This is a genomic window from Pseudomonas sp. PB3P13, assembly GCF_054897735.1.
Genome location: NZ_CM142702.1, coordinates 712,397 through 725,995, shown reverse-complemented (window position 1 = coordinate 725,995; position 13,599 = coordinate 712,397). Strand labels below are relative to the sequence as shown.

Annotated in this window: 9 protein-coding genes; all 9 read right to left on the bottom strand. The window is 59.6% G+C overall.

All coding sequences use genetic code 11. The features are described 5' to 3' along the window. Positions 1–52: 52 nt before the first annotated feature. The 9 genes from ACYZT1_RS03280 to rnr all read right to left on the bottom strand — a co-directional run bounded on the left by ACYZT1_RS03280 (position 53) and on the right by rnr (position 13,504). Complete coding sequence (locus tag ACYZT1_RS03280; protein WP_462017653.1) at positions 53–3,319, bottom strand: transglutaminase family protein; 3,267 nt, start codon at positions 3,317–3,319, stop codon at positions 53–55. A gap of 342 nt (positions 3,320–3,661) precedes the next feature. Continuing rightward, a complete protein-coding gene (locus ACYZT1_RS03275; protein ID WP_462017652.1) occupies positions 3,662–5,965 on the bottom strand; it encodes a YgiQ family radical SAM protein in 2,304 nt (767 codons plus the stop codon). A gap of 319 nt (positions 5,966–6,284) precedes the next feature. Beyond that, entirely contained in the window at positions 6,285–7,679 is a 1,395-nt protein-coding gene (gene dnaB / locus ACYZT1_RS03270) for a replicative DNA helicase (protein WP_109627711.1), read from the bottom strand. 122 nt (positions 7,680–7,801) lie between these two features. After that, positions 7,802–8,248, bottom strand: a complete 447-nt coding sequence (gene rplI / locus ACYZT1_RS03265) for a 50S ribosomal protein L9 (protein ID WP_150580985.1) — start codon at positions 8,246–8,248, stop codon at positions 7,802–7,804. Between the two features lie 19 nt (positions 8,249–8,267). Further along, positions 8,268–9,161 carry a hypothetical protein gene (locus tag ACYZT1_RS03260; protein ID WP_462017651.1) on the bottom strand — a complete coding sequence of 298 codons (894 nt, stop codon included), beginning with the start codon at positions 9,159–9,161 and terminating at the stop codon, positions 8,268–8,270. A 36-nt stretch (positions 9,162–9,197) separates the two neighbouring features. After that, positions 9,198–9,428 carry a 30S ribosomal protein S18 gene (gene rpsR / locus ACYZT1_RS03255; RefSeq protein WP_002551829.1) on the bottom strand — a complete coding sequence of 77 codons (231 nt, stop codon included), beginning with the start codon at positions 9,426–9,428 and terminating at the stop codon, positions 9,198–9,200. A gap of 28 nt (positions 9,429–9,456) precedes the next feature. Then, a complete protein-coding gene (gene rpsF / locus ACYZT1_RS03250; RefSeq protein ID WP_462017650.1) occupies positions 9,457–9,879 on the bottom strand; it encodes a 30S ribosomal protein S6 in 423 nt (140 codons plus the stop codon). 236 nt (positions 9,880–10,115) lie between these two features. Then, positions 10,116–10,877, bottom strand: coding sequence for a 23S rRNA (guanosine(2251)-2'-O)-methyltransferase RlmB (gene rlmB, locus ACYZT1_RS03245; RefSeq protein WP_462017649.1), 762 nt, complete (start codon positions 10,875–10,877; stop codon positions 10,116–10,118). Beyond that, positions 10,874–13,504, bottom strand: coding sequence for a ribonuclease R (rnr, locus tag ACYZT1_RS03240; protein WP_462017648.1), 2,631 nt, complete (start codon positions 13,502–13,504; stop codon positions 10,874–10,876). The genes rlmB and rnr overlap by 4 nt, the downstream gene beginning before the upstream one ends. Between the last annotated feature and the right edge of the window lie 95 nt (positions 13,505–13,599).

Sequence of the window (13,599 nt, the reverse complement as noted above, 5' to 3'; positions counted from 1 at the left end):
ACGCAGGCTCATGACACCCTGACAGACAAAAAATCCGAGCGTCGCGCAGGGATTAGAAACGTCGCAGATCGAGCGTCAGGGGTAGCTCGTCGCTGATTTCTGCAATGGGCACAGGAAGTTTCCCGGGACTGTGTCCGATACGGAAAAAACGCGCCATGCGCCGGCTCTCGGCCTCGTTCGCGTTTACCGGCAGGCTGTCGTAATTGCGTCCACCCGGATGGGCCACGTGGTACTGACAGCCACCCAGCGAGCGTTGCATCCAGGTGTCGAGCAGGTCGAACACCAGGGGGGCATGCACCGGGATGGTCGGTTGCAGGCCGTTGGCCGGTTGCCACGCGCGAAAACGTACGCCAGCGACAAATTCGCCCACTCGTCCGGTCGACTGCAGAGGCACGGGGATCCCATTGCACGTCAGCAGATAACGCTGCGGCGGCAAGCCGGTGAGCTTGACCTGCAAGCGCTCCAGGGACGAATCCACATAGCGTACGGTGCCACCGACCGCGCCCTCCTCACCCAGCACATGCCAGGGTTCGAGGGCCTGGCGCACTTCAAGCTCGATACCACTGACCGCATAATCGCCCACCTTGGGAAAGCGAAACTCCAAGTGCGCGGCGAACCATTCGGCCCGCAGCGGATAACCGGCTGTATTGAGATCGACGATGACATCGGCGAAATCCTGCTCGATGAAGTGCGGCAGCAGGAAGCGGTCATGCAGCTCTGTGCCCCATCGCACCAACTTTTGCGGCGCATAGGGCTCGCGCCAGAATCGCGCGACCAACGCTCGCAGCAACAGTTGCTGAGCCAGGCTCATCTGCGCATGGGGGGGCATTTCAAAGGCGCGCAGCTCGAGCAGACCCAGGCGACCGGTCGGCCCGTCTGGCGAGTAAAGCTTGTCGATGCAGAATTCGGCGCGATGGGTATTGCCCGTTACATCGATCAGCAAGTTGCGCAGCAGCCGGTCCACCCGCCAGGGCGGGCAGTCCTCGCCCGGCGCAGGCATTTGCGCAAACGCGATTTCCAGCTCGTACAACGCATCGTTACGCGCCTCGTCGACGCGCGGCGCTTGAGACGTCGGGCCGATGAATAATCCGGAAAACAGGTAGGACAAGGACGGGTGGTTGTGCCAGTAACTGATCAGACTGCGCAGCAGATCCGGACGGCGCAGAAACGGTGAGTCAGCCGGCGTCGCGCCGCCGAGGACAAAATGATTGCCGCCGCCGGTGCCGGTGTGGCGGCCGTCGATCATGAATTTCTCGGTGGTCAGGCGGGTCTGACGGGCCTCTTCGTAGAGGAATTCAGTGCGCTCAACCAACTCATCCCAGGTCGCCGATGGCTGTACATTAACCTCGATCACACCCGGGTCAGGCGTGATGCGAAAGTTGCTCAGACGCGGATCGCTCGGCGGTTCATAGCCTTCGAGCAACACCGTGCAACGCAGTTCTTCGGCGCTGGCTTCGATCGCCGCGACCAGTTCCAGATAATCTTCAACCCGCTCCAGCGGCGGCATGAACAGGTAGAGCCGCCCTTCCCTCGCCTCGGCACAAAACGCGGTGCGGGTCAGCCAGTCGGCGGATTCATCAAAGTTCGGTTTGCGTTCATCCGCATCAGCGGGAGTCTGCAAAAGCGCGTTGTCGGCCAGCGGCGGGAAATCCTGATTCGCATCGGTGGGGTGGATGAACGGATAGTCCGCCGCTTTCACCCACGGCTGCGAACCCAGTGGCAGTCGATAGCCCAACGACGAATCCCCCGGCACCAGTCGGCAATGTTCGTCACGCAGGTACCAGGGACCGCTTTGCCATTGATCACCCTTGGCCGTTCGTGCCAGCGGCAAAACGTGCCCAATGACCTTTCCGAGGCCTTGATTGAAGACTTTGCGCAGACGCGCGCGCTCCAACGGCTCTTCCAGACGCGAGTCTTGGGCGCTGACGTTCTGCGGCAAAGTCCCTTCGCGCCAGAGGTAATAGAGATTGTCCTCGTAGGCCGGGAAAACAAAACGTGTCGGGATTTGCAGGCGCTCGGCGACGCTGGTGAGAAATCGCCCGGCTAGCGCGCTATCGGCGCCGTAATCCAGCTGTTCGTCAGCGATCAACGCACTGTTGTGCCAAATCGGCACACCGTCCCGGCGCCAATAGCAATTGAGCGACCACCGCGGAAGTTGCTCGCCGGGGTACCACTTGCCCTGCCCGAAATGCACCAGGCCCTTGGGCGCGTAATGCTTACGCATGCGTTGAAACAGCTCGGCAGACAACCGGCGTTTGTCTGCGCCCAGCGCGGCGGTGTTCCACTCTTCAGCGTCGGGGTCATCAATGGAAACGAACGTCGGCTCGCCGCCCATCGTCAGGCGGACGTCGCCTTCCAGCAAGTCGGCATCGATCTGCCGGCCCAGCGCCTGAATCGCCTGCCACTGCGCTTCGGTGTAGGGCTTTGTAACCCGCGGCGCCTCCCAGATCCGCTCCACGGACATCTCGTGGCTGAAGTCGCATTGGCAAGGTTCCACCAGCCCCGTGATCGGTGCCGCAGAGCCGGGATCGGGACTACAGGCCAACGGAATGTGTCCTTCACCGGCAAACAGCCCGGAGGTCGCATCCAGGCCGATCCAGCCCGCACCGGGCAAATAGACTTCGCACCAGGCATGCAGGTCGGTGAAGTCCACCTCGGTGCCCGACGGGCCATCAAGGCTTTTGACGTCGGCGGTGAGTTGAATCAGATAACCAGAAACGAAACGTGCCGCCAACCCGAGATTACGCAGCAGCTGCACCAGCAGCCACGCCGAGTCGCGGCAGGAACCGCAGGCATGCTCCAGCGTGTGTTCGGGCGTCTGCACGCCGGGTTCCATGCGAATCAGGTAACCGATGTCATCGCTTACACGCTGGTTGAGCGCGACCAGAAAATCCACGCTGGGCAGCGGTGTGCGGTCGATGCTGTCCAGGTACGCCTTGAACGTCGGCGTGAGGGGCAGGGTTTCAAGGTAGGGCGCCAGCTCTTTGCGCTCGTCCGCTGCGTAGGCGAACGGGATTTTCTCCGCGTACGGCTCCAGAAAGAAATCGAAAGGGTTGAAAACCGCCATCTCGGCAATCAGATCAACTTCAATGCGCAGCTCGCTGGTTTTTTCCGCAAACACCAACCGCGCCAGGTAATTGCCTTGGGGGTCTTGCTGCCAGTTGATGAAATGCTTCTCTGGCGTGACTTTCAGCGCGTAGGAAAGCACCCGCGTACGACTGTGAGCAGCCGGCCGGAGACGCACGATTTGCGGACCGAGTTCGACGGCGCGGTCGTAGCGGTAATGCGTGACGTGGTGCAATGCGACATGAATCGACACGGCGTGCCTCCTGCGAGCCTTGAGCATACTCAAGAACGCGCAAGAGTTATGCCATGCAGAGGCGGCGGGACATTCGGTGCTGGGTGGCGGGGGTGCAGCACCAAAACCGGGCGCTGTTAGAAATGAGGCGGATTGAGGTGCACACAAATGTGGCGATCGGCCGCGTTATGCGCTGGCTGTATCGGCGTCTTCGCGAGCAAGCTCACTCCCACAGGAGACGGCATTCCAGGGTGGGAGCGGGCTTGCCCGCGAAGAGGCCAGTAAATCCAACACAACTTTCAGCTCGGACCAAACGCAAAACGCCAACCCGAAGGTTGGCGTTCTGTTAACAGCGCTCAGTGTTTAGCGTGGTACGACCGGCTTGCGCGCAGGCTTGGGCCCTTTGCCTTTCGCCGCGTCCTTACGGTCTTTGGCTGCCTGCTGGTTGCGGGCGAATGCCGCTGCCTTGGCCTGCTCACGCTTGTCCCACGAGTTACCGCCATCACTGGCGCGTGGCGGCAGCCCGGTGTGCTGCGTAAGAATCTTCGTGGTCTTCTCACCGGCCACTTTGTGGCTGCCCGCTGGTGTCGAGTTTTTGCGACGGGCGCTCTGGTAGCTGTCGGTAGCCGGCTGATGCAGCGGGATCAGCTGATTCTTGCCCGGCCCGATCAAATCGGCGCGGCCCATGCGGGTCAGCGCTTCGCGCAGCATTGGCCAGCCTTTTGGGTCGTGATAGCGCAAGAACGCCTTGTGCAGACGACGCTGCTCTTCGCTCTTGACGATGGTCACCGCATCGCTCTTGTACGTCACTTTGCGCAACGGGTTTTTGCCCGAGTGGTACATCGCGGTCGCGGTGGCCATCGGCGACGGGTAGAACGCCTGCACCTGATCAGCGCGGAAGCCATTACCCTTGAGCCACAGGGCCAGGTTCATCATGTCTTCGTCTGTGGTGCCCGGGTGGGCCGCGATGAAGTAAGGAATCAGGTACTGCTCTTTGCCGGCTTCCTTGGTGTACTTCTCGAACATGCGCTTGAATTTGTCATAGCTGCCGATGCCCGGTTTCATCATCTGGTTGAGCGGACCTTCCTCGGTGTGTTCCGGGGCGATCTTGAGGTATCCACCGACGTGGTGGGTCACCAGCTCCTTGACGTATTCCGGCGATTCGACCGCGAGGTCGTAGCGCAGTCCGGAAGCGATGAGGATTTTCTTCACACCGGGCAACGCACGGGCGCTGCGATACAGCTGGATCAGCGACGAATGATCAGTGTTCAGATTCGGGCAGATACCCGGGAACACGCATGAAGGCTTGCGGCACGCGGATTCAATTTCCGGGCTCTTGCAGGCGATGCGGTACATGTTCGCGGTCGGTCCGCCGAGGTCGGAGATCACCCCGGTGAAGCCCGGCACTTTGTCGCGAATCTCTTCGATTTCTCGAATGATCGACTCTTCGGAGCGATTCTGGATGATTCGGCCTTCGTGCTCGGTGATCGAGCAGAAGGTGCAGCCGCCGAAACAGCCACGCATGATGTTCACCGAGAAACGGATCATGTCGTACGCAGGAATTTTTTCCTTGCCATACGCCGGGTGCGGAACGCGGGCGTACGGCATGCCGAACACGTAGTCCATTTCTTCAGTGGTCATCGGAATCGGCGGCGGGTTGAACCAGACGTCGACTTCGCCATGCTTCTGCACCAGCGCGCGGGCGTTACCCGGGTTGGTTTCCAGATGGAGCACGCGGTTGGCGTGAGCGTAAAGAACGGCGTCGCCACGGACCTTCTCAACCGATGGCAGACGAATCACAGTCTTGTCGCGGGTCATTTTCGGGCTGGCGAGAATTTGCACAACCTTGGCTTCGCTCGGGTCTTCAACCGGCCCTTTTTCCTGCTCGATCGCACACGCCTGAGTATCCTGGGTGTTCACGTACGGGTTGATGATTTTGTCGACCTTGCCCGGACGATCAATACGCGTGGAGTCGACTTCGTACCAATCCTTGGGCGTATCACGACGAATGAACGCGGTGCCGCGCACGTCAGTAATGTCTTCGATCCTGTGCCCGTAGGACAGACGCTGGGCGACTTCGACAATTGCACGCTCGGCATTGCCGTACAGCAGGATGTCGGCGCAGGCATCAATCAGGATCGAGTTGCGCACACGGTCCTGCCAGTAATCGTAGTGAGCGATGCGGCGCAGGGAAGCTTCGATGCCGCCAAGCACGATCGGTACGTTTTTGTAGGCTTCCTTGCAACGCTGGCTGTACACCAGGCTCGCGCGGTCCGGACGTTTGCCCGCCATGCCACCCGGGGTGTAAGCATCATCGGAACGGATTTTCTTGTCGGCGGTGTAGCGGTTGATCATCGAATCCATGTTGCCGGCCGCGACGCCGAAAAACAGATTCGGCTCGCCGAGCTTCATGAAGTCATCTTTGGACTGCCAGTTGGGCTGCGCGATGATCCCGACGCGGAAGCCCTGGGACTCTAGCAGCCGGCCGATGATCGCCATGCCGAACGACGGATGGTCGACGTACGCGTCACCGGTGACGATGATGATGTCGCAGGAATCCCAGCCAAGCTGATCCATCTCCTCCCTGCTCATCGGCAGGAACGGCGCTGGGCCGAAACATTCGGCCCAGTACTTGGGATAGTCAAATAACGGCTTGGCTGTTTGCATGACGATGACCGGTGTTGAGATGAAAAATCGCGGGCGCGGAATATAGCACAAAATTTGATCAATTCCGACGGCCATGGTCGGAAATCGCGGCGGCTATTTGCTGGAAGTTTGCATTAGAACTGTGTGGCGAGGGGGCTTGCCTCTGTCCGGCTGCGGAGCAGTCGTTAAAAAGTTCGGCATCCGGTTCGGCTGGATGGGTATTGGGGCCGCTTCGCGGCCCAACGGGGGCAAGCCCCCTCGCCACAGAAACCACCTTGCTACAGAAGCCCCTTGCCACAGCCTCTCTCTCTTACAGAAGCTCGTCGCCACAGGTCTGCCGTTACTCGTCGTCGAAGTTGTAACTACCCGGTGCGAGGTTTTCGAAGCGCGTGTACTTGCCGATGAACGCCAGCCGAGAGGTGCCGATGGGTCCGTTCCGCTGCTTGCCGATGATGATCTCAGCGATGCCTTTGTGCTCGGTTTCGGGATGGTAGACCTCATCCCGGTACACAAACATGATCACGTCAGCATCCTGCTCGATCGCTCCGGATTCCCGGAGGTCGGAGTTGATTGGGCGTTTGTTCGGCCGTTGTTCAAGGGATCGGTTGAGCTGGGACAATGCCACTACGGGGCAATTGAACTCCTTGGCCAAGGCTTTGAGGGAGCGCGAGATCTCGGAAATCTCGTTGGTCCGGTTATCGCCCCCAGAGCCGGGGATCTGCATTAGCTGCAGGTAGTCGATCATGATCAGCGCGACATCGCCATGCTCACGCACCAGACGCCGGGTTCGCGCGCGCATTTCCGACGGGCTGATACCTGCCGTGTCATCAATGAACAGCTTGCGATCATTAAGCAGGTTGACCGCCGAGGTCAGGCGCGGCCAATCGTCATCGTCCAGGCGACCGGCACGAACCTTGGTCTGATCGATCCGGCCAAGGGACGACAACATACGCATGATCAGCGATTCGCCTGGCATCTCCAGCGAGTAAACCAGTACACACTTGTCGCTGCGTAATACGGCGTTCTCCACCAGGTTCATCGCGAAGGTGGTTTTACCCATGGATGGACGGCCGGCGACGATGATCAGGTCAGACGGCTGCAAGCCGCTGGTTTTTTCATCGAGGTCGGTGTAACCGGTGGACAGGCCGGTGATGGCGTTGTCGGTGTTGAACAAGGTGTCGATGCGGTCGATCGCTTTGGTCAACAGATCGTTCACGCTCACCGGGCCGCCGGTTTTCGGCCGGGCCTCGGCAATCTGGAAGATCTGGCGTTCGGCTTCGTCGAGAATCTCTTCCGCAGTGCGGCCTTCCGGGTTGAAGGCGCTGTCGGCGATTTCGGTGGCGATGCCGATCAACTGGCGCAACGTTGCCCGGGCGCGAACGATCTGGGCATAGGCCTTGATGTTGGCGACCGATGGCGTGTTCTTCGCCAGCTCACCGAGGTAACCGAGGCCGCCGACTTGCGAGGTCTGACCTTCCTTGTCCAGTTGCTCGGCCAGGGTCACCACGTCGATTGGTGAATTCTGGTCGGCGAGCTTGGCGATCGCGCGGAAAATCAGGCGGTGGTCATGTCGATAGAAATCGCCGTCAGAGACTTGATCGAGCACGCGTTCCCAGGCGTTGTTGTCCAGCATCAGACCACCGAGCACGGCCTGTTCGGCCTCGATGGAATGCGGCGGCACCTTCAGGGCAGCGGTTTGCAGATCGTATTGCTCGGGAGCGGAGATATCGTTCATGGCCACTTGAATGTTGGTTGTGAAAAGCAGGGGTTACAGAAAGACAAAGGGCACGACCTGTAAACAGGATCGTGCCCGATGTTACCGACAAGCACCCGAGGGTGCCAGCCGACAAGTGCTGCTTAAGCTGCTACCACGACAACGCGTACGGTGGCTTCAACTTCGGCGTGCAGGTGCACGGCTACGTCGAATTCACCTACGTTGCGGATGGTGCCGTTCGGCAGACGAACTTCGCTCTTCTGCACTTCAACGCCGGAGGCGGTCAGTGCGTCAGCGATGTCGTGAGTACCGATCGAACCGAACAGCTTGCCTTCGTCGCCAGCGGTGGCAGTGATAGTCACCTCCAGCTCAGCCAGTTGGGCGGCACGGCTTTCAGCCGAGGTCTTGCGGTCTGCTGCGGCTTTTTCCAGCTCAGCGCGACGCTCTTCGAACGCAGCCAGGTTGGCAGCGGTCGCAGCGGTAGCTTTGCCATAAGGCAGCAGGTAGTTACGACCGTAACCGGCCTTAACGTTTACTTTGTCACCCAGGTTGCCCAGGTTGGTGACTTTTTCCAGAAGGATCAGTTGCATGTGAAAATCCTCTTAACTTTTAACCTTCACCGTTCGCGCTATCGGCATCTTTCGGTGCCGAACGACCGCGAAAATCAATCAGGCTGTCGACGATGGCCAAGACCACCAGCAACGGATAGATCAGCTGCATGAACAGCAACAGCGTGACGTACAACCCCACCAACCAGAACCTGGCCAGTCGCTTCTGCGCCACCAGCCCGTGAATCAGGGCCAGCCCGGCAATCACCAGCGGCACGCTGCACAACGGCGTCAACATGGCCATCTGCGGACCGATATTCGGCCCCAGAAGCATGCACGCCAGCAGCAACATCGCTGGTAGAAGCGGAAAGCGGATGGCGCGAAACTCGCGACCAAAACCGCCCGGGTTGTACAACAACGCCTGCCAGTAGCGCCCGACAATCAGGCTCAGCACACTGACGATTTGCAACAAGGCCGCAATCAGGCCGGTCAGGACCGGTGCAATCAGGGACGCAAAATGCGCTTGCTCGTCTACCGACAACTTCTGGTAGACATCACCGAGCAGCGACGGCATGACTTTGATCAAAGCCTGCGCCAGCAACTCGATTTGGGGAGCGAAAACCGTCCCCAGCACCACCGAAAACACCACTCCCATCGCTATGCTGACCAGCAGCACGCGGTTCCAGGATTCGCTTGCGCGCAAAACCAACGCAAGGCTCCAAGACCCCAGCATCACCAGAAGTGAGCGTGGGTCATCGGCGTAAAGCCACCAGACCAGGGCCGGCAGCAGTCCCAGAGCAAGAACGCTTGTGGCGTCCTTCAATCCGCGCCGCAGGAGCACAAAGCATCCCGCGGCAGCACCCAACCAATACAACAACGGCAATGCCGCGCATCCAGCCACTACAAGAGTGGCCTGCATGCGGCCGCGCATGATGAACTCAGCTATGGCTCGCATGCATTCAATCCTTTGCTACGTGTCGACTGCCCGGTCTCAGCGGCCGTGGCTGTCGGTGTAGGCCAGCAGGGCCAGGAAGCGGGCGCGCTTGATAGCGGTGGCCAGCTGACGCTGATAACGAGCTTTGGTACCGGTGATGCGGCTTGGAACGATTTTGCCGGTCTCGGATACATAAGCTTTCAGAGTGTTGAGATCTTTGTAATCGATCTCCTTCACGTCTTCAGCGGTGAAGCGGCAGAATTTACGACGACGGAAGAAACGTGCCATGTAATAGGCTCCTCAAAAGGTCCGTGGATTACTCGTCAGCGTTATCGCTGTTGTCGCTGTCATCACCATCAGCGCTATCAGCGCCTTCGTGCTCAGGACGGTCGCGACGCTCACGGCGCTCACTGCGGTTTTCTTCAGCCTTGAGCATCTCGGATTGGCCGGTAACGGCTTCTTCGCGACGGATGACCAGGTTACGGATCACTGCATCGTTGTAGCGGAAGTTGTCTTCCAGCTCGGCCAGAGCCTTGCCAGTGCACTCAACGTTCAGCATCACGTAGTGAGCCTTGTGAACATTGTTGATTGCGTAGGCCAGTTGACGACGGCCCCAATCTTCCAGACGGTGGATTTTGCCGCCGTCTTCTTCGATCAGCTTGGTGTAACGCTCAACCATGCCGCCGACTTGCTCGCTTTGATCCGGGTGGACCAAAAAGATGATTTCGTAATGACGCATGAATGCTCCTTACGGGTTGTAGCCTGCCGCTCAACAGCGGTCAGACAAGGAGTGAATGACACTAATGGACTTGCTGACGATGGACACATGCGTGCCTGCCGTCACAGCAAGGGGCGCAATTGTAGAGAAGGGGCAGAAGAGGCGCAAGGCAATTGGTGATTATTTGAACAGCAGCTTCAAGCTTCAAGCTTCAAGCCCAAGCAATCCGCTTTGGCTTGAAGCTTACAGCTAGACGTTTACGACTTGCGCGAAGCGCTTGCCTTGACACCGCGCTGGCGCTGGGCTTCGAACAGGCACACGCCAGTCGCCACGGAAACATTGAGGCTGCTGACGCTGCCCGTCATCGGCAAATGCACCAGATAGTCGCAAAGATCGCGGGTCAGACGGCGCATGCCACTGCCCTCAGCGCCCATGATCAAGATAGTTGGGCCGGTCATGTCTTGCTGGTACAAGCTCTGCTCGGCCTCACCAGCCGTACCGACGACCCACAAACCACGTTGCTTGAGTTTTTCAAGGGTCCGCGCCAGGTTGGTCACGGCGACCAACGGAATCACTTCTGCCGCGCCACAAGCGACTTTCCGTACCGTCGGCGTCAGCGTGGCCGACTTGTCCTTCGGCACGATCACCGCCAACGCACCGGCCGCATCGGCCGAGCGCAGGCAAGCGCCCAGGTTGTGCGGATCGGTCACGCCATCGAGCACCAGCAGCAGCGGTGCGCCTTCGGTGCGATCGAGCAGCTCGTCGAGCATCGCTTCGCCCCAGACCTGGCTTGGACTCACGTCCGCAACCACGCCTTGGTGCACGCCCTCAACCCACGCGTCGAGTTCACGACGTTCGGCATTGCCGACGGCAACACGGTTTTGGCTTGCCAGCTCGATCAACGTCTGAACGCGCGGATCACTGCGACCTTCGGCCAGCCAGATCTGCTTGACGCGTTTCGGGTGGTGACGCAACAACGCTTCTACCGCATGCACGCCGTAGATTTTTTCCAGACTCATGATTTAGCCTTAGGTTTACGTGCCCCACCGCTCTTGGCTGGAGCCGAACCCGCTTTTGGCGGGCCTTTACGGTGTTTGCTTGGCTTGCTGCCGGAAGCCTTGTCAGGCGCCGACCGTCCGGTCTTTCCCTCAGACGCCGCTTTACCACCGCTTTTCGCTTCAGACAATAAAGCCTGTTTCAATTCACGGCTCTTGCGCAGCTCGGCGTTTTTGGCGGCCGCATCGCTTGGGCGATAGGCCTCGACAGCCTTCTCCTTGGCAGGACGACGACCGCTCTTTGCAGTGGCCGGCTCTGCGGCGGTCTTGCCCGCGGATTTGCCGGCAGGCTCGGTTTTTTCGGTTCCACGCTTTTTGCGGCCAATGGGCGCGCTGATGGTTTTTTCCGCCATCTCGAAGTCGATCTTGCGCTCGTCCAGGTCGACGCGCATCACGCGTACTTCAACGGTGTCGCCAAGGCGGAAGCTGCGACCGGTACGCTCACCGGCGAGGCGGTGATGCACAGGATCGAAGTGGTAGTAATCGCCCGGCAGCGCGGTGACGTGCACCAGGCCCTCGACGTAGATATCGGTCAGCTCGACGAACAGGCCAAAACCGGTCACGGCGGTGATCACGCCCGGGAACGACTCACCCACGCGGTCTTTCATGAATTCGCACTTGAGCCAGTTAACGACATCGCGGGTCGCTTCGTCGGCACGGCGCTCGCTCATCGAGCACTGTTCGCCGAGCTGCTCCAGGGCCGCCTCATCGTAGGGATAGATGCGCGCTTTCGGAATGGTCATCGCGCCGGCACGGCGAACGTGCGGGGTGTCCATTTTCGAGTGGATGACGCTGCGGATCGCACGATGCGTGAGCAAGTCCGGGTAGCGACGGATAGGCGATGTAAAGTGGGTATAGGCTTCGTAATTCAGGCCGAAGTGGCCCTGGTTATCAGCGCTGTACACCGCCTGACTCAACGAACGCAGCATGACGGTCTGGATCAGATGGAAATCCGGACGGTCCTTGATGCTGGCCAGCAATGCCTGGTAATCCTTCGGCGACGGGCCATCCTTGCCTTTGTGCAGGGACAGGCCAAGCTCGCCGAGGAACGCGCGCAATTTTTCCAGACGCTCCGGCGGCGGGCCGTTGTGAACGCGATACAACGCGGGAATTTCGTGTTTCTTGAGGAATTCAGCGGTGGCCACGTTGGCCGCCAGCATGCATTCCTCGATGAGTTTGTGAGCATCGTTACGAACGGTCGGACGGATTTCGGCAATCTTGCGCTCGGTGCCGAAGATGATCCGGGTTTCCTGCGTTTCGAAATCAATCGCGCCACGCACGTGACGCGCGCCCAGCAGCACTTTGTACAGCGCGTAAAGTTGCTTGAGGTGCGGCAGAACGTCGTTGTACTCGCCGCGAAGCTGACGTGCTTCGGTGAGTTTGGGCGTCTCCAGCATCGCGCTGACCTTGTTGTAGGTCAGGCGCGCGTGGGAGTGGATCACCGCTTCGTAGAAGCAGTAATCCGTCATCTCGCCGGTTTTCGAGATGGTCATCTCGCACACCATCGCCAGGCGATCGACATGCGGGTTCAACGAGCACAGGCCATTGGAGAGCTGCTCAGGCAGCATCGGCACCACGCGTTCCGGGAAGTACACGGAGTTGCCGCGAACCTGGGATTCGTTATCCAGCGCAGAACCGATTTTCACGTAGCTGGAAACGTCAGCAATCGCCACGTACAACTTCCAGCCGCCGGAGAACAGGCGCAGCTTGCCTGGTTTGGCTTCGCAGTAGACCGCGTCATCGAAGTCGCGCGCATCTTCACCGTCGATCGTCACGAACGGCAGATGGCGCAAATCGATGCGCTTCTCTTTGTCCTTTTCTTCGACTTCCGGCTTGAGCTTGGCAGCTTCTTTCAAGACCGCTTCAGGCCATACGTGCGGAATATCGTATGCGCGCAGGGCGACATCGATTTCCATGCCCGGCGCCATGTAGTTGCCCACAACTTCAACCACGTCGCCTTGCGGCTGGAAGCGTGGGGTCGGCCAGTGAGTGATCTTCACTTCGACAAACTGACCGATCTTGGCGTTGGCGTTGCGACCCGGTGTCACCAGCACTTCCTGCTGGATTTTCGGATTGTCCGCCACCACGAAGCCGATCCCGCCCTCTTCGAAATAGCGACCGACGATGGTTTCGTGAGCGCGGGTCACGACTTCGACGATCATGCCCTCGCGACGACCGCGACGGTCCAGACCGGAAACACGGGCCAGGGCGCGGTCGCCATCGAATACAAGACGCATCTGCGCCGGGCTCATGAACAGATCGTCGCTGCCGTCGTCCGGCACCAGGAAGCCGAAGCCGTCGCGGTGCCCGCTGATGCGGCCCAGGATCAAGTCAAGCTTGTCCACCGGCGCGTACGTGCCACGACGGGTATAGATGAGTTGAGCGTCGCGCTCCATGGCGCGCAGACGGCGGCGCAAGGCTTCGATCTGGTCTTCCGTGGTCAGACCAAACTCTTCGACCAGCTGCTCGCGGTTAGCAGGCGAACCCCGATCAGCAAGGTGCTGAAGGATCAGTTCGCGGCTAGGAATAGGGTTTTCGTATTTTTCCGCTTCACGAGCGGCCTCGGGATCGAGGGACTGCCAATCGGCCATTAGAGAGTTTTCACCTTGTCTATATGCGGGTTAGTTTGGCATAGGCGTAATGAAACGGGAAATTTCAGGCGGTGACAGCCCATCTAAAGCCCTTT